This is a genomic window from Pseudodesulfovibrio cashew, assembly GCF_009762795.1.
Classification (GTDB): domain Bacteria; phylum Desulfobacterota; class Desulfovibrionia; order Desulfovibrionales; family Desulfovibrionaceae; genus Pseudodesulfovibrio; species Pseudodesulfovibrio cashew.
On record NZ_CP046400.1, the window covers coordinates 493879 to 510932 of the forward strand.

At 49.1% G+C, this 17054-nt stretch carries 16 protein-coding genes; 1 reads left to right on the top strand and 15 read right to left on the bottom strand.

What is annotated here, in order from left to right; genetic code table 11:
- Positions 1-12: 12 nt before the first annotated feature.
- The 15 genes from GM415_RS02215 to GM415_RS02285 all read right to left on the bottom strand — a co-directional run bounded on the left by GM415_RS02215 (position 13) and on the right by GM415_RS02285 (position 16530).
- Positions 13-603: an acyltransferase gene (locus tag GM415_RS02215; protein WP_158946210.1), complete on the bottom strand. Its 591-nt coding sequence runs from the start codon at positions 601-603 to the stop codon at positions 13-15.
- Positions 593-1696, bottom strand: a complete 1104-nt coding sequence (locus GM415_RS02220; protein ID WP_158946211.1) for a glycosyltransferase family 4 protein — start codon at positions 1694-1696, stop codon at positions 593-595. The genes GM415_RS02215 and GM415_RS02220 overlap by 11 nt, the downstream gene beginning before the upstream one ends.
- Entirely contained in the window at positions 1693-2472 is a 780-nt protein-coding gene (locus GM415_RS02225) for a class I SAM-dependent methyltransferase (RefSeq protein ID WP_158946212.1), read from the bottom strand. Before GM415_RS02225 ends, GM415_RS02220 begins: the two co-directional genes overlap by 4 nt.
- A gap of 11 nt (positions 2473-2483) precedes the next feature.
- Positions 2484-3179, bottom strand: coding sequence for a CatB-related O-acetyltransferase (locus GM415_RS02230; protein WP_158946213.1), 696 nt, complete (start codon positions 3177-3179; stop codon positions 2484-2486).
- Position 3180: 1 nt separating this feature from the next.
- Complete coding sequence (locus tag GM415_RS02235; RefSeq protein WP_158946214.1) at positions 3181-3969, bottom strand: radical SAM/SPASM domain-containing protein; 789 nt, start codon at positions 3967-3969, stop codon at positions 3181-3183.
- A gap of 194 nt (positions 3970-4163) precedes the next feature.
- Complete coding sequence (locus GM415_RS02240) at positions 4164-5681, bottom strand: capsular polysaccharide export protein, LipB/KpsS family (RefSeq protein WP_158946215.1); 1518 nt, start codon at positions 5679-5681, stop codon at positions 4164-4166.
- A gap of 1 nt (position 5682) precedes the next feature.
- Positions 5683-7410 (bottom strand): ABC transporter ATP-binding protein, encoded by a 1728-nt coding sequence (locus GM415_RS02245; protein ID WP_158946216.1) that lies wholly within the window; start codon positions 7408-7410, stop codon positions 5683-5685.
- 23 nt (positions 7411-7433) lie between these two features.
- Positions 7434-8807 (bottom strand): MBOAT family O-acyltransferase, encoded by a 1374-nt coding sequence (locus GM415_RS02250; RefSeq protein ID WP_158946217.1) that lies wholly within the window; start codon positions 8805-8807, stop codon positions 7434-7436.
- Entirely contained in the window at positions 8804-9919 is a 1116-nt protein-coding gene (locus tag GM415_RS02255; protein ID WP_158946218.1) for a hypothetical protein, read from the bottom strand. Before GM415_RS02255 ends, GM415_RS02250 begins: the two co-directional genes overlap by 4 nt.
- A 22-nt stretch (positions 9920-9941) precedes the next feature.
- Positions 9942-10715: an acylneuraminate cytidylyltransferase family protein gene (locus GM415_RS02260; protein ID WP_158946219.1), complete on the bottom strand. Its 774-nt coding sequence runs from the start codon at positions 10713-10715 to the stop codon at positions 9942-9944.
- Positions 10708-12594: a 1-deoxy-D-xylulose-5-phosphate synthase N-terminal domain-containing protein gene (locus tag GM415_RS02265; RefSeq protein WP_199244325.1), complete on the bottom strand. Its 1887-nt coding sequence runs from the start codon at positions 12592-12594 to the stop codon at positions 10708-10710. The genes GM415_RS02260 and GM415_RS02265 overlap by 8 nt, the downstream gene beginning before the upstream one ends.
- 26 nt (positions 12595-12620) lie before the next feature.
- A complete protein-coding gene (locus GM415_RS02270) occupies positions 12621-13679 on the bottom strand; it encodes an N-acetylneuraminate synthase family protein (protein WP_158946220.1) in 1059 nt (352 codons plus the stop codon).
- A gap of 17 nt (positions 13680-13696) precedes the next feature.
- Entirely contained in the window at positions 13697-15166 is a 1470-nt protein-coding gene (locus tag GM415_RS02275) for an aldehyde dehydrogenase family protein (protein ID WP_158946221.1), read from the bottom strand.
- Positions 15167-15183: 17 nt separating this feature from the next.
- The gene (locus tag GM415_RS02280) at positions 15184-15999 is read right to left on the bottom strand and encodes an SDR family oxidoreductase (RefSeq protein WP_199244326.1); all 816 of its coding nucleotides are present in this window, start codon (positions 15997-15999) and stop codon (positions 15184-15186) included.
- A 6-nt stretch (positions 16000-16005) separates the two neighbouring features.
- Positions 16006-16530, bottom strand: coding sequence for a winged helix-turn-helix domain-containing protein (locus GM415_RS02285; RefSeq protein ID WP_158946222.1), 525 nt, complete (start codon positions 16528-16530; stop codon positions 16006-16008).
- A gap of 345 nt (positions 16531-16875) precedes the next feature.
- Between GM415_RS02285 and GM415_RS02290 the strand changes: the two genes are divergently transcribed.
- A complete protein-coding gene (locus tag GM415_RS02290; RefSeq protein ID WP_158946223.1) occupies positions 16876-17052 on the top strand; it encodes a hypothetical protein in 177 nt (58 codons plus the stop codon).
- The last annotated feature ends 2 nt before the right edge of the window (positions 17053-17054 follow it).

Here is a 17054-nt window from a genome sequence, read left to right on the forward strand (position 1 = left end):
TCGTAGCAGAGTCTACTCTCCATCAAGTCGTTTCCGCACAACGCGGCAAGGGACTCCAACCGCCACGCTAAATGGTGGGATATCTCGGACGACCACCGCGCCTGCACCAATAATGCTGCCATGCCCGATATTGACGCCTGAAGTAATGACCACGTTGGCTCCGATCCATACATCGTCTTCAATAGTGATCGGGGCATATGTCATCCCCTGTTCTCTCATGGGGATATCTGCCCGTGCGTCATTATGCCGAGAAGTATCCATCACCACATTTGGACCGATCATCACGTTGGCCCCTATACGCAGCTCGGCGGTTCCGTTGGAACCCAGCCTGACATTCTTATTCAGATAGCAATTCTCTCCCAATGCCAAAGGGGCATTCGGACAAAGGAGAGTGCATCTGCTCTCGATAACAACATTGCGTCCAAGGGACAGATTTTTCATGCCTAAAATGGCCACCCCGGATTCCATGTCGAACCGATCCCCTGCCGCAAGGAACGGAGAGCAACACTGTCTTCGCAAAAACACACCAAGGCGTCCCGGCAGGGCAAACAAAAATACTTTAAGCAACTCCAGTGGCATCCTCAGGACCGAATCAATTCTCATGGCTTCGCCCCACTTGCTTAATCAGCGCTTCCCACTCATCCATAATTCTTTTCTCGGAAAAGTGGTTCACGATGTCCCTGGCGCTTGCACCCAATCTGTTCCGTAATGTCCGATCTTCAATTAGTAGCCCAATTGCGGCGGCCAGTTCCATTGCATCCCGGACAGGAACTAATAACCCGTTTTCCCCGTGGCTGATAATTTCGTCAGGCCCGCCAGGACAACGCGTCGAAATGCAGGGCAATCCAGAAGCCATTGCCTCACATAAAGCGTTGGGAAATCCTTCGTACAAAGAGGGCAGGACATAAATATCCGCCTGCTCAAGTAGCCCTCCAACATCATCGACCGAACCGAGAAAACGGACATATTCCTCAAGCCCCAAGCCGCAAACGACTTTCTTTAGTTGCGGCAGCAACACACCCTGTCCCGCAATACACAACCGCCACTCGGAGTGAACCTGAACCACTCTGGCAAACGCTTCAATCAGCGTTGGATAGTCCTTTTGTTCATACAGTCTGCCCACCGCCAGTATGGATTTCTCGGGAAGGCGGGGCGCAGTCCCGCGGACGCTCGGCGCAAGGGCAGGATTGGGAATGACGGCAATCCGTTTTCGCATGTACCTTGGGAAAAAATCCCCAGCCGCCATGGTCTGTACGACAATTGCGGACGACGTTGGATAGGTCAGGAGTCGCAAGGCACTCCAGACTTTTCCTATCAGCTCATATTTAGGATGAATCCTTTCGGAAACTATTACCGGCATAGAACTGCCAAACATGGCCAAGAGTACACGGATATTGGCGGTATCAATAAAACTGATTAGGACATCAGGCGCAAACGCCAGGACAACTCGACGAATCTTAACCAACCGCTCCCAATTGTTCTTCAAGCTTGCAAAAAGGGAGTGGGACAACTTCGCCAGACTAAGATACTTAATCGAGACGTCCGCATCTACCGGGTAGTACGAAGGCACGCTGCCGTCTTCAAAGCTGTATAAAACCACATCGTGCCCCGTCCGATTCCAATAATTGGCCATATTGACCATTACCCGGGCGGCCCCCCCTCCCTCAAGGGTTGAGGTCAACAATGCTATTCTCATTTCGAACCGTCCGAATTCTTCACTGCAACGGCAAGAAGATTACCGTAGAAAGCGCGGGTACTATCACAACAATCCAGCAATACGCCTAGCAAATTGACAACAGCCTGTAGAGGGAGGAGCAAAGGGGTAATAAGCATTTTAACCAATGAAGTTGGAGTAGTTGCATCCAATTGCGTATGCAGCCACCCAAGGGAAAGCGTCGCCAAGGAAGTTCCTATGCCACCCTGATGATTCACCCTCTCCACTGTATAACCGGGCAGGAGCCGCCGCAAACCGAACTCCGAAAGACGACGGTAATCGTGCGGCGCCCCATGCACTTGATAAATAAACGGGATAGAGATCACCAGCCGTCCGCCAGGTTTAAGCACACGCGCTATCTCGTCAAGAAAGAAGACTTCGTCTTCAACATGCTCCAATACCTGGGTGCAAAGAACAGCATCGAGCGATTCGTCTAAAAACGGAAACCGCTCGCCGGTCTTTACCAGATAATCGACAAAAGGCCCCGGCACCACGTCCATCCCAACATAGTCGGTCACGGATGGCAGTAAGAAACGATACGGCTGCAGGCCGCACCCAGCATCCAGCACCCTGCCCTCCAATGTAGGCAACACGTCTGCCAAATCCCGATTCAAGTCTCTGATTGCTGTCCATTGGAAATGCCAGGGATAAAGATTCGGATGTTTTCCGCACAACAGTGCCATGGTTTTCTGGTAACAGGCTGTGATGCTAATGATACCAGCTTTGCAAAAACGTATCATGAACTTTTGTTCAGACATTGCAACACTCATCACTCCGGCTTTGACAGAAGGAAGTTAACCATCTCCTCTGAAAAAATTTCCTCGCCCTCCTTGTTCCACCATTCCAGTTTCAGCAGTTCGCTGATGGTTTCGTCTGAGAAGCGCTGCCCTATGGGTTTTGCCGGGACACCACCCAGAATAGTATACGGCTCATACTGTTTCTTTCCCACGACAGCACCAGCTCCGACCACGCAGCCATCCGGAATGACTGCTCCCGCTAAGATCTTAGCATCCCTGCCAATCCAAACATCATTTCCAACAGATATTGGGATGGAGTAGCAATCTGGCGGCAACATCCTCGCCCGCCCCTCTTTCATTATTCGCAAAGAGTACGTCGTTCGATTCCGATGATCATGGTGGGTGGAGAAAATGAAACAGCCTGGTGCAATGGAGCAGTACCTGCCGATACGGACCTCTTTCTCGCCTCCCAGCCTAGAACCGACGCCGACACAGGAATAATTCCCTAACTCTACAAGGTCCCCAACATAGGATTGCCAAACGAGACAACCAGTCCCAATCTTTGCTTTGGAACCGACATCGCTGTCTCCAGAAACATAAGAACCTGGAAAACGTTTCCTGTAGGCTCTGAATTGGAGCCAATTCCAAAAAGCTGGAGAAATAAGACCATGAAGTAGCTTTCTACTTTCATACCTGCTGAGCAATTTTACATATTCAGGAATATACATGCTATTCACTCCCTGCCTGAGGAATCTTGGTACGGTCTGATTTCAACAAACGAGTAAATACGATCTGCACAGCACGGAGATCATCAACGAATTCAGTATCCCAATAGCGCATACCATCACATCGCCCGCAACTATCAAAACAATTCTTATCCACTGCAAGCGCCTTGCGAACGGCCTCTCCTTTCCCTCCGGCATAAAGTTCCACAACAGAATTTATTTGGCTGATGTGTGCCATATGCAAGGCGGAATTGACATTGTTACAGCAAGGCACCAAGTATCCATCACAGTTGAAGTACAGGCCCATATAGGGAGAGTGACACTTTCCTGGGGAAGGAGCGGAGGTGGGGTCGAGCCGGAAGTTTTCCAGTTTAACCTTCAAAATGACATTCTCTTCAGGAATCCCATGCTGCCGTGCAAATTGTATATATGGCTCCCTATCTATATCCACTGACGGGACCAGGAACTGGGGGAAAACATCACAAGCCCCATTGGCAAGTATATCCAAATTTCGCAAAACGTTAACATAATCCCCCCCCACACGATAATTGGGGTATTCGAATGCATCAAGCGTGTCGATTGAGCAAATGATCCGGAGATGATCCCACATTGCCAATTTGTGGGCCCGCCCCTCCTCATAATTCAAATGGGAGGAAAGCCAAGTGGAGAAGCCACGCGTCTTTTCCAACAAATCGCTAAAGCGAGGGTGAAAAGTGGGCTCTCCGAACAGATTTAAAATATACCCCTTGGCTATGGGCTTGGTGACCTCGATAATTCTGTCGAACACATCCATGTCAATGAACTTATTCTCTCGTTTGAGGGTACCCGTTCCGGTTGGGCACAAGGGACATGAAAGGTTACAAATAGATGTGGGCTCAATCAACACCATACATTTATGATGTACTGGAATTCGCCCCGTATTGAACGCAATAGCGTTTGTCAAAAGCGCACTATCCACGCCTTTACTGAACTTTGAACGCAACCCCATTACTCAGTCCTTTGCTCGCCTCGGCATGCTTTGGGTTCACTTTCCAACAACAACTCTCCCCATTTCCGAAACAGATTGTGAGGGATGCGGGCGTAGTCTTGAGCCTTGGCTCCCAAGTCATCCATCTCCCTCGTGCTAAAACTGGTCTTGTATGAAGCCAAAAAATGCGCCCGCAAAGCGTTTTGAGCCCCTTTCGGATCCTCAGAAAAATTATCCAAATATTCCAAAAGCCTTTCCGTGAAATCAGGAGAGTACAAATCGGCATAGAGCAAATTCGGTAGAAAATTATAAAACACCCTTCCCAATACAACGACAGGCCTATTGAGCAGATATGCTTCCCAACCAGCGGTTCCCGTGACCGTCAAGGTTGCGGCACTATTTTTAGATAACTCGAATGTGCTGACGTAAGGATGGATGACTTCAACATTATATAGTGCCTTTAATCGCTTGTAAAATCCCAACTCTCTGTCTCCGACCATAGCAGTATGGTCCTTGACATAGAGGCAGTAATCTGACGGCAACTTTTTTGCTAGTTGAAAAACAAAGCTTTCATGATGGGAGTACTCTTCGCCAAAATACATATCATTGACTTCAGGAGACTTATGCAATGGCAAATAAATATATTTTTTAGAAAAATCCGGCTTACGTACTAGGAAATCGGTATATTCAAGGCGAAACATTCGCAAAGCCTTCCTTGGCCATTTCAGCATGCTGTCCACGGAGGAATCCAATCGCCCGGCATTACGATCAAACTCGTTATTACGATACATCTCTACATTTTTCTTAATAAAAGACATACTCCGTGGAACTGATTTGATATTTTTTAATAAAGATCGAGATCGATGCTCAACGTAGCGGGGAATTTGTGGCTTATTGATAAACCGCTCGTACCACTCATCTGCATCGGCTATATCCTTAGCATCAAAGTCTTTAGTCCCCTCCTTCATTAAGGCATTGAATATCTGCTCCATGCCCTGCTGCCTATTCTTTGAATCATAGGCAAATAAGCGGTGACCAACATGCCTTGTCGGGGCTATTCCCATGGCGGGGATTCTGCGCGATAACCCTATATCAGCCAGAATCTGCCACAAATACAACTCCCGCCCCAGCAAGATGTACCTTATCTCATTTTCATCAAATATTTTTTTTGCAAAAAGCAAATAGATGACTTGTAGATTACGACTTTCACGGTAGTCTTCAATCTGATAAAACATTCTGTCGTAATAGGTAATCATTACATTATTATTAATACTCAGCTCTTCTTCCAATGTCTTCTGCAGAGAATCAAGATCGTCTAACTTCATCCCGCTAATCCTATTTATATTATCAAAATAGAACTGCGGCATGCTATAAAATTTACCGATATTATCTTTTTCCATGCTGGATAGCGTCATCTGGTTCTCGACAAATTGCCACATTACAATGCATACAACAGGCAACTTGAACTCTTCTCGAATAGAAGAGACAACTTTTTCCATATAATCTTGATGCATACAACATAGGATTGAACCACTCATACTAACCTTCCAATTCCCTTTTTTGACCATTGTAGACGATAACCTCGTCCGCAATAGTTCTAACTGCTTGCTGGTGGGACACAATCAGCACAGCCATATTATCTTTCAGTCTAACGATACTATCCAAGATAGATTTCTCGGTCTTTTCATCCAACCCCGAGGTGGCTTCATCAAGAACAAGCAAACGAGGCCGGGCGATCACTGCCCGGGCTATCATCAGGCGCTGCCTCTGCCCCCCGGAAAGGGCTCTACCTTGCTCCCCAACGAAACCATCAAGCCCACCTTCAGAGGTCTCCACGAAGTCTCGTGCGCCGGCAGCGTCCACTGCTCTCCAAACTTCTTCATCCTCGACATCTCTGCCAAGTGTAATATTCATCCGGATGGTGTCATTGAACAAAAAGACCTCCTGCGGGACATATCCTATCTGCTCCCGCCATGCGTTCATGTCCAAATCACTTAGAGGGACGCCATCAACAAGCACTTCACCTTCGTCAGGCCTAACCAGTCCGACGATCAGATCAATCGTTGTTGTCTTACCCACTCCCGATGGGCCGCAAAGTGCGGTAATTCGATTCATCGGCACGGAAAGATTAAAATTTCTGAGCACATCCCGGTCCCCATAACTAAGGGAGACATCGCGCAGCCCGACCTCGCTTTGAAAATCAACTGATTTTTTTCCCGTCCGGCACTCGCTCTGCGAATTGATTTCATTAATTTTTCCAATAAGAGAGATCAAATTCCCTTCAAGTATCCCATAATTCTGCATCGTCTGTTGAAAGCTTGAAACACGTGACAGAATGCGGTGGAAATAAAATGCCATAACAAGAATCAAGGCGGCATCTATCTTCATTAAGACGTATCCCACGTACAAACCGCCTGCGACCAGAACCGTTGTAAACGGCTCCTGGATCGAGCTCATCAACCCCATGCCCATGGCACTTTTTCTTGCGGCCTCTTTAAATTGCTCAGACTGATCCTCAATATGCCCAACAAGAAGCCGTTCCACATTCATAACCTTCAGCGGCTTCACTCCCGCGAGAGCATCAGTGAAAATGGCATTCATGGCATTTAATGCATTGGTTTGCTTTAGCCCGGCGGCGCGTATTCTTTTTATCAAGAAGTTTAAGGAAAACATCATCAAGCTTCCGCAAGCAATACCGGCAAGAACAATCTGCCAAGAAAAAAATGAAGCTACGCCAAGGTAAACCACCGCCTGAATAATGTGCGAAAGAGCAAGCGCCAGTATTCGCAGTCCTCTGCCAGCAAGAGTGCTCTCAGTGGAAAGTGCGTAGGTTAACTTTCCTGCCGGCTGCTTGATGTAGTAGCTCCAGTTTGCCCTGAGGAGACCGCCCAGCAACCTTGTTCTCAGACGAGTAGCAACCTCTGCCTCGACATACCCGACCTGTTTATACGCCAGCAAAAAGATGACGGCTCTTCCAACCATTGCAGCACAAATAATGACAAGAACATTAGTCAGCGAAGGCACAACATCAAAATGGGAAAAAACCATTTCAATGTTTTTCATCAGAGGGTTGGAGGCATTCCCATCGATTAGCGCGCTAAGCAAGGGAACAATACTTACGGCACCAATCGACTCCACGGCTCCAGCAAGCAGAAGCAACAACAAGGTTGCCACTATCTGACGCGGAAATTCGCGGAAATAAAATAAACAAGTATCAATAAACATGCTTTTGCTTAAATAACATCTTAATAGCAGGGAACGGTCCAAGACCAACTCCCAAAGGGTTTTGTCTAGAAGGCAAAATAAATAAAGGGTGCAGCAGTCCCGCGGTAATAAATGGCGGCAAATAATAACAGACCTGCGACGGTTGCCCTTGCTTCCAGCCTTAACTCCAGCCACATTTTTCCCAACAAGGGAAACGCTGTCTCTCCAGCTTGAATAGCTAAAGCCAATGCAAGAGCGGCAATACAACGGATATCGATGGGAGCAGAAAACAGAGTTCGGTATGCTCCAGCATCTAAAAACGATGTAAGAATAGACCCCAGTGTTTCCAAATTTTCAACGCGAAAGATCAGCCAGCCAAAGACGACGAAGATAAACGTCACCCCGATTGCCATAGGCTTGGGCAACCTCACAAATAACCGGGCCACTCTATGCAAAGTCAGCAACAAGCCATGATAGGCTCCCCAAATGACAAAGTTCCAAGCAGCACCGTGCCAGAAACCGCATAGAAGCATGGTTGCCATAAGATTTATTATAGTCCGCCACGCCGAACCTCGACTTCCCCCCATTGGGAAATAAACATAATCTCTCAGCCAGCGTCCGAGTGTAATATGCCATCGGCGCCAGAATTCACTCGGGCTATGAGCCAGGTATGGGGCATAAAAATTCTTTGGCAAGTAAATGCCACAAATCAATGCCGCCCCACGCCCCATATCCATATAGCCGGAGAAGTCACCCCAGATCTGAACGGAATATAAAAGAATGGCCATCCAGAGAGTGACAGGATCAAATTGTTCAGGGGCTGCGAAGATCGGGTCAATTACCTGCGCAACTCGGTCGGCGAGTACCATTTTTTTGAACAGCCCAAGAATGAAAAGCTCCGACCCCTTGAGGACGTCTCTTTCTTGAGCCCGGGGCAGCGCATGGACTTGAGGAATAAGTTCATTATGCCGAACAATAGGGCCCGCAATGAGCTGGGCAAAAAGACTTTGAAACAAGACGAATTCCGTGAAGCTAATCGGCTTTGTTTCACCTCTTGTGTTATCAATGAGATAAGCTATCCCCTGTAGCGTATAGAAGCTTATTCCTATAGGAAGTTGATGAGAGATAAAAAAGCTGGTCTCCCAGCCATCCAATGACAAGGAAGCCAGGGAAGCGACCCATCCCCAATACTTCCACATAAACAGGTTCCCAACCAGTAGGCCTATGCCGCACGCGGTAATAAGCTGAGAGCGTTCAGAGTAACGCCGCGCCAATGACAATACGGCCCAAATCAGAGAGATAACAAGACAAAGCACTATGGTCGTTACGAGACCAGACCAACAGACAAAAACAGCAGAAAACAACAAAAGCACCCATTTTCTTGCTGCTTGGCTGGTGTATTGAAGCAGTATACCAACAAAACCGAGAAGTGCGACGAATTCAAAGGAGGAGTAAATCAACTCGCCTCCTTCAATCTCTTGGCAAGCGCCTTAGAAAACTTGACCGCTCCCAAGGGGTTCAGGTGGTGAAGATCCATCTCACAGTTTCCACGTCCCTTGGCCCCAAAAAAATCTGCATCTGTCAAGCCGAAAGCGGGAAGTGAGGCAATGATGATGTCGTCTCCCACTATCTTACGCACCCGTGGCAGATAATTAAATCCGTCAACGTACGTATAGTACTTCTCGGTCAATGGCATCACCAAATATACTACCTGATGAGCCAATTGCGGAGCAATGTCGGCAATACGGCGCAGTGCATCCATCTGCTCCAGGCTTACCCCTTCCGGGAACCGTTGCTTTGGTGAAGATTCAAACTGTTCTTCTCGCTTCCGAGACTCGACGTTTCCACATGACGCAAGAACACTAAGGTCTTGCTCGGTCACAATCCATTTTTCTCGACTGTGGGTAACAAGTTTTTTGGCTCCTTCTAGAGTTCGTTTCAACGAAGTCAAAAACGAAGGTTTGCTTGAAAGCGACTTAATTTTAGCATCCCACGCCTTTAAATCACTGGAACGAACTGAAAAAGAGGAGTCATCGACGCATATTATCACAACCTTGGACTTGCCCCTTTGCATGACCTTCACTTGTTGCATAAGGAGTTCTTCGGTTGTTGCGCTCGCCGCACTCACGGCAAAATTTAAAACTGTCTCAACGCCCAAAGTTTGAGCCAGCACTTTCGGATTGATTCCATCTCGAGCTCTGGAAGTTCCAAAAATGAGAACGTCCGGAGTTCGTTCCTCCAACAAACGGAAAGGAAGTTCCAAGGGTATATACACATGTGCCTTGCGATCGCTTCCAACCAGTACTGTCGTAAGGGCAAATTCGTCTTCCGAATTCAACGGCGGTCCGGCCTTGTCCAAAACATCTTCATACCCAGGGAACAGTGTCTCGAAAACCGATTCACAAAGTGCTGAATCCCGCTCTGCCACCCCCTTGCTGAATCTCAAAAAATCATCTGGAAGCCCTAAAGCCAACTGTCCATATCCAAACGAGGATACTGCTAGATTGACACCAATTGAACACAGCATGACGATCAGGATCGTCAGATAGTACTTCCTCAAAAGCCCCGTCATGTTATTTCCACTCAACGCCGGTTTATGGCACCATCCCCATGGGACCACTGTCGTCCTGTTCGGCTTTAGAAACTGTTGGCAGCCGAACCACACCTTTATTGACCATAAGTTCAGCCAATTCCCAATCCATCGGGAAATTCAGATCAAATCCCTCATACCCCTCTGAGACGAAGGGGACCATGGGGGCTTCGGCGATGACCCCTTTCATGAGAGGGAGAGATGTCTTCGCTATCTCAAGGCTGGCATTTTGAACAAATATCTCAGGAAGCGACTGATAGGGGGTGCTATGCCAAGGCGTGGCTCCTTCATCCGGATTTACGAAAAGCGGTTGTAATCCGCCATCCTGTATCTTCCACATTTTATACGGATGCTCATGGCATTTTTGGACCGCGCGCAATGAGCTCGCCCACGGGCTCTTTTTCATGGCTTCCCATGCACGTACAATGGTCTCGCTCTGCCTGAACGGATTAGTTGGACGCAAAAGGAAATAATAGTCGGGCAGAGTTCCCCGTTCTGCCAGATAGAGCAAGGCGTGGCGTACCCAGTCAATATCGGGAGACAGGTCGGCGGAATAGGCTTCTGGCCGAAGGAAAGGAACGTGAGCCCCATACGAACGAGCAACTTCCGCAATCTTCTGACACTCGGTCGAAACTATTACATCCGAAAATATCCCAGAACCCAAAGCCGCAGCTATCGTATATGCGAGGAGCGGATGTCCTCCCAACTGCCGTATGTTCTTCCGTGGTATCCTCTTGGATTGTGCTCGTGCAGGGATCAGAGCAACCGGTTTATTCATCGCGCAACACCTCATCAAACCGGTCCACTAACGATTGGGCATCCAAACCGTGATGGGCAAGGACTTGGGAATTTGTCCCGCACACGGCTATTCCTTCGACACCTATTTGCACCAAGCGAGGAGCAGGACTACGCAGAGAGGCAAGAGCTTGGCCCAAAGTCGTCCCCTGCCCACCGTCAACCTGATGGTTATCCAAGCTGAAGAGAATGTCTGTATCCTTGACAAGGTCAGCAAGCCATGCGGAATCCACCGTGCTCAGCCATGGCAGTTCAACCACGCCAATGTCATGCGGAGAAGCGTTGGCAGCAGCCAACGCCTGTGAGACAAGCACTGGACCATAGGCAAAGCATAAGGCCTTCCGCCCAGGCAGCAACACTCGCCCGTGCCCAATAGCGGCAGGAATTGCCTCAATATCAACACGTTCCCAAGGAATAGAGCAAATTCGCAGATACGACGGACCGGCATGATCCAGCAGGGTGGCAAGCAACCACGGGACATCAGCTTCACAGCAAGGCTCTGCCATCAGCATGTCGGGGATACCCCGCAGCGCGGCTATATCTCTGACGGCTTGGTGAGAGTGTCCAGGCCCTCCCGGCACCACTCCGGCTAAAAAACCCGAGTACGTGACATTGGTTCTTTCTGTTGCGTTGTTAAATATCTGTTCGTTGGCTCTTGCAGTAAGAAAACAAGAAAAAGAATGGACGATCGGAAGGAATCCTTTGCCAGCCATCGCTCCAGCTTGTGAGACCATATCCTGCTCGGCTATGCCGCACTCAAAAAAACGTTCACGATGCTCGGCAGCAAACTTTCCAAGCCCGCAATCGAATTTAAGGTCTGCATCAAGAGCCACCAACTTCTTTCGCTCCTTGGCGGCATTAGCCAAGGCATCTTCGTAGGCAGGCACCAGCTTTTGCAGATAAGGCAATGGATTTGCGCATTCCCTGGAAGGGCCTTTGTGAAAAGCGATAGCCGGCCCTCCAGCAGATCGAAAGGCCGCTTCAATTCGCTCCTTAAGTTCCCTAAATGCCTCTGAATACAGTTCAGGATCAACCGCACCACTATGGTAAGGGTAAGGAGTGTCGTCGTTCTCATCCGCTGAATGCAAGAATCGCAAAACGCCATGTCCTTTCCCCGTTTCCGCAAATATGACCTGAGGCCTCTTCCGCTCTTCAGCTACAGAGGAAAAGACTTCTTCCAATCCTTCGAAATCATGACCGTTGACGGTTTCCACCCGCCATCCACATGCACGAAAACGGCTCTTCACATCGCCCTGCGGAGAGGTAAGATCAACCCAGGTATCGGATTGAATGCGGTTGCGATCAACAATTGCCGTTATCTCCCACATGCCCGATTTCACGGCCGAGGCAAGAGACTCCCATAATTGCCCTTCCTGCATCTCTCCATCACCAAGCATGACGAAAATACGCTGTCCCTTCTGTCTGCTCAGGCGGTTGGCCTGTACCATGCCTTTGGCCTTGGAAATTCCCATCCCCAAAGAGCCTGTATTGGCTACAATGCCAGGCGTACTTACATCAGGATGCCCGGGCAGGCCACCGAGCTGACGTAGTGTATGAATGGAATCGAAGGGAATCAGGCCCAAGGCTATCATTACAGAGTACAGCCCAGGAGAATCGTGTCCCTTTGATGAAAAGTAGATATGCTCAACGTCACTACCGAGTTGTAGCTCCTTAAGAAATAACCATGTTACAATATCCAGACTGCTGAAACTGGAGCCGATATGACCACTCCCCGCCCTTTGAATCATGTACAGGGTGTTCAAACGGCACATGTCGGCCAAAAGACGCCCCCGCCAAACAAGAGGCTTGTCCATTTCAACAACATAATCAAAAAACGTCCGGGGTATATACAACGGCTCCATGCCTTCTCCAGTGTTGGACTCTATACTTAGTCATTCTCTACCAGCTCGAATGTAACCAATTGATCTTCTGGCACATTCTCAAGCAACGTCTTGCCTATCAGGTTGTCGATCTCATAGGGAGGAAGACCATTGCCTGGGCATTTAAAAGCAAAATCATCCCATTCTAAAACGTGACACGCAGGCAGGTCTCTTGCGGCGACAATAGATTTCGACATCTTGAAAATAGGTGATTTTTCAGAGGGCGTTGCAACCTTGACTCCATCACCAAGAGCGAGTTTCGCTCTACGTAAGCTTTTTACAGCCAACGAGAGGCCTCTCGGTGTCAAGGAAAAGGAATGATCGGTTCCCTTCCAGGCGTGATTGAGAGTAAAATGTTTTTCCACGATGCGAGCGCCCAGAATGTAAGCAGCCAAGCTCATGGTTGTACCGTTTTCATGATCTGAAAGACCAATTACGGCATTTGGAAACTCTTTGCGATACGTGGAGACAACGGATAAATTCATCTCCGAATAATCCAATATGGGATATGCTGCCGTACATTGCAAAACGGCAACCTGATCATTGATGGCTGTAATTGTCTCATAAGCACGGACAACATCTTGCAAATCCCCGCCCCCAGTACTGATCAAGATAGGCTTTCCGGTCTCCGCAATACGCTTTTGCAAAACAGTATTACGCAAATCCCCGGAAGCTATCTTGTAAAAGGGAATATCGAGCTCTTCAAGGACGTCCACGCTATTTAAGTCAAAAGCCGTCGAGAACATGGAGATGCCTAACTCTTTGCAGTAGGCCTGTATTTCAGCTAATTCTTCGAGCCCCAGTTCTAAAAACTCCCTATGTTCTCCATAGGTTTTCCCATAGCTATTTTCATTTTCATAGGGAGAATTGAATGCTTCTTTGGTTAGGAAGCTCCTATTGTCTCTCTTTTGAAATTTAACAGCATCAGCTCCGCAATCTTTGGCGGCCTTGACCATCTGCTTGGCAATCTCCACATCTCCCTGGTGATTATTGCCAATTTCCGCGATAACGTAGCAATCAGTCTCATCATTAACGAGAACGCCGTCGAGGAATATCTCTCTATCCATGTTTCCTTTTCCTGTAGTTACACCAGATCAGGCAAAATCACTGTGTAAACATCTTTAAGATTTGAATAAACATCCAAAGCCTCGGTTCCTGGCTCACGGGTTCCGTTGCCGGAAAGCTTGAGGCCACCGAAAGGCATGTGCGGTTCGCTGCCGTATGTTCCAGCGTTAATCATTACAACACCGGTCTGTACTCTGTTAACGAACTCGCCAGTTCGATGAACGCTCTTGGTATGAATAGCGGCGGTCAGCCCATAGGGCGAATCATTCACGATCTCAACCGCCTCATGAAAATCCCGCGCAGAATAGAGTACCGTGACCGGGCCGAACACTTCTGCCTTGGAGAGTTCATCTTTTCTTCCCACTTTCTCCAGGATCGTCGGCATCATATAGCAGCCATTCTGATGCGCATCCCCATCGAGACGTTGGCCTCCGGTCAGAAGGCGCGCACCACCGGCAAGAGCGCGTTCAACTGCGCTCTCCATACTCTCCAATTGTTGCCGGTTTATAACCGGCCCAAGATCGTCGTTATCAGTTGGGCCCAATGAAAGCTTCTTTGCAGCTTCAACAAACCGCCCTCTGAACTCTTCATACATGCTTTCAAAAACCACAATTCGGGAAGCGGCGGCACACCGCTGTCCAGCGTTCGAAAATGCTGACAAAAGTGCCCATTTGACAGCATTGTCCATGTCGGCATCATCGCACACGACTAGGGCGTTCTTTCCGCCCAACTCCAAGGATACACGTCCCAGGCGCTTAGCCATAGTAGTGGCGATACGCCGCCCCACAGCAGTTGAACCGGTAAAGCTGACCACATCCACTTCTGGGTTCTCGACCAAAGGAGTTCCAGCCTCTTCGCCATACCCCTGAACGATATTCAAGACGCCGTCCGGCAACCCGGCAACCTTAGCAATGCTGCCTACGATCCAGGCAGTTGCCGGAGTATCTTCAGCGGCTTTAAGTACGACGGTGTTACCACAGATAAGGGCCGGAAAGATCTTCCAAGCAACGTTGGCTATGGGGGTATTCGCGGCGACAATCAGGCCGGCAACGCCAAGAGGTTGACGGACGGTCATGGCGGATTTTCCGTCCACGCCACTTGTAGTGGTCCGTCCGTAAAGTCGCTGCCCCTCCCCCGCATAAAATAAGGCCAAGGCTATAGCACCGTCGGTTTCACCCAGCGCCTCGCTTGGAGCCTTGCCCGTTTCGGCGGCCACGATAGCGGCGACTTCTTCACGCCTGGCCTTAATACCCATGGCGAAATCATGCAAAAGTTGCCCACGCTGAACAGGATTTGTGTTGCTCCACATCGGCCATGCTCTACGGGCCGCACGCACAGCCTCGGCCACCTCTGCCTTATCTGAACGGGTGACTGAGCAAAGCACTTGTCCATTATGAGGGGAAACCTTGTCGAAACACCTATCCCCTGTAGCAAATGTTTCTCCCCCTGCCACCCAGTTGCCAATTTCATCAGGAAAAACTGTATTCATATATCGACTCCGTTCCATTACCAACACGTATAGCCACCATCCACGAGAATCTCCGTCCCGGTAACATAGGACGAAGCGTCAGATGCGAGGAAAACGAGCGGTCCTTTCAGTTCCTCGGCATTCCCCATCCTCCCCATAGGAACTCGGGCACAAAATTTTGACTTGAAAGCCTCGTCCTGTCCTCCAAGAATTCCTCCAGGAGAAAGCGTATTGACGCGCACGCCGTGGGGGGCCCAATGCGAAGCGAGATATCGTGAAAAATTCACTACAGCGGCCTTGGAGGCACCATATGCTGGAGGCTTCAAAAACGGAGGATCCACTTCGATATGATCGTACATGCGCGAATCCGGGGAGATCATTCCGTACATTGAACCTATATTGATGATGCTCCCTCCGCCAGATTCAATCATGCTTTCCCCAAAGACTTGGGCGCACTGAAATGCCCCGATAGAGTTGACCCCAAAGATGGTTTCACACACTTCGAAAGGAACTGTGGTCATGTCATAAGACGTTGACAGGCCTCCAGGAGGCTGATCTATGCCAGCATTGTTTACCAAAATCGAGGGAGGGCCAAACTTTTCCCTGCACCAAGCCAGCACCGCTTGAAGCTCTTTTCGGCTCCTAACATCTGCATGGCGAATCGCAAACCGACCGGAAAACATTCCGCCTAATTGAGCTATCAGGGAATCCGTGTCTTCGGTCTGCAAATCGAACCCGACGACACTGGCCCCTGCCTCCAGAAGGGCCTCGGCCCATACAGGTCCGAGATTTCCCATAACACCAGTTACTATCGCGACCCGACCATCTAAACTGAACTTCGATATTTTTTGCATGATCGTTTATACAACCTTCCAGTTCGGCCTGCTTAAAAATACGTTCCGGCTTAATTCGAATTCATTCGGCCCAATATCAATGGCTCGCACTTTCCGTCCGACCTTGTTTTCCACGATACGGCACAATTCCGCCATACGATCTTTGTCAACATTTCCTACGATAAGCACGTCGATCAGCCCGGAATCCTTTCCTTGCGCGTAATCATCCAAGATATACACGGCTTCCACCTCGCCTAGGCTGGCGACGACTTCGTCCACCAGCTTGTCGATGCCGAGCGACTTTCGGACGATGGAACTGATCTCCGGGAAAAAGGGATGTGCCTTGTTGGCCCGGAAATACACGCTTCGTCCGTTCTGCTCGCGCTCCAGATAGCCCGCCTCGCTCAAACTGTCCAATTCACTTTTCAAGGCATTAGGAGACTGTGAGAATTCCGTGGCCAATTCTCTGAGATAACAAGACACTTCCGGATTGAGAAAGAGCTTGAGAAGCACTTTTATCCGTGTTTTTGAGGTAAAAAGCTCAGTTAGCATGTGTGTTTCGTACAATTTTTTTGTACGGAACGCAACCTTAGTCGGAGGATTGCACCTTGATCGAGCCAAATGATGATATTTCCGAACCAATAGGATTTTTTCCCGCCTCTTTCGTTCAGAAAAGGACTTTCCCCTATTGCCCTCGACCGGTGACTATGGCTTATATGGCCCATATTTTCCCGGCCGCAAAGTCGGGAACTCCCCCCGAAAGGCCTCAATCACCGCCATGAGGCCTTTCTTCTTTTCAACACCGAAAACCATCTTGCCCTGCGGCATGGCTTGCCCTCAGGGCAAAACTTTGGCAATCAGTCGACTGACGATTCGCACTGCAATCCCGATTACATTATGACGCGACTTCTGCTCACCATCGGATTCTTCCTTATCCTCACCCCCGTCGCTCTGATCCGGCGGGCGGCGGGATACGATCCCATGTCCCTGAAACGATGGAAGGATGGGCCCGAGAGTGCTTTTGTCAAACGGAACCACACCTTTGCTCCCGGAGACATGGAGTCTCCCCGCTAGAC

What these genes read in the sequence shown, in the direction of transcription:
- GM415_RS02230 (WP_158946213.1), bottom strand. Translation starts at nt 3,179, where the DNA reads ATGTATATTCCTGAATATGTAAAATTGCTCAGCAGGTATGAAAGTAGA.
- GM415_RS02240 (WP_158946215.1), bottom strand. Translation starts at nt 5,681, where the DNA reads ATGAGTGGTTCAATCCTATGTTGTATGCATCAAGATTATATGGAAAAA.
- GM415_RS02270 (WP_158946220.1), bottom strand. Translation starts at nt 13,679, where the DNA reads ATGGATAGAGAGATATTCCTCGACGGCGTTCTCGTTAATGATGAGACT.
- GM415_RS02220 (WP_158946211.1), bottom strand. Translation starts at nt 1,696, where the DNA reads ATGAGAATAGCATTGTTGACCTCAACCCTTGAGGGAGGGGGGGCCGCC.
- GM415_RS02275 (WP_158946221.1), bottom strand. Translation starts at nt 15,166, where the DNA reads ATGAATACAGTTTTTCCTGATGAAATTGGCAACTGGGTGGCAGGGGGA.
- GM415_RS02280 (WP_199244326.1), bottom strand. Translation starts at nt 15,999, where the DNA reads ATGCAAAAAATATCGAAGTTCAGTTTAGATGGTCGGGTCGCGATAGTA.
- GM415_RS02255 (WP_158946218.1), bottom strand. Translation starts at nt 9,919, where the DNA reads ATGACGGGGCTTTTGAGGAAGTACTATCTGACGATCCTGATCGTCATG.
- GM415_RS02260 (WP_158946219.1), bottom strand. Translation starts at nt 10,715, where the DNA reads ATGAATAAACCGGTTGCTCTGATCCCTGCACGAGCACAATCCAAGAGG.
- GM415_RS02265 (WP_199244325.1), bottom strand. Translation starts at nt 12,594, where the DNA reads ATGGAGCCGTTGTATATACCCCGGACGTTTTTTGATTATGTTGTTGAA.
- GM415_RS02285 (WP_158946222.1), bottom strand. Translation starts at nt 16,530, where the DNA reads ATGCTAACTGAGCTTTTTACCTCAAAAACACGGATAAAAGTGCTTCTC.
- GM415_RS02290 (WP_158946223.1), top strand. Translation starts at nt 16,876, where the DNA reads ATGACGCGACTTCTGCTCACCATCGGATTCTTCCTTATCCTCACCCCC.
- GM415_RS02225 (WP_158946212.1), bottom strand. Translation starts at nt 2,472, where the DNA reads ATGTCTGAACAAAAGTTCATGATACGTTTTTGCAAAGCTGGTATCATT.
- GM415_RS02235 (WP_158946214.1), bottom strand. Translation starts at nt 3,969, where the DNA reads ATGGATGTGTTCGACAGAATTATCGAGGTCACCAAGCCCATAGCCAAG.
- GM415_RS02215 (WP_158946210.1), bottom strand. Translation starts at nt 603, where the DNA reads ATGAGAATTGATTCGGTCCTGAGGATGCCACTGGAGTTGCTTAAAGTA.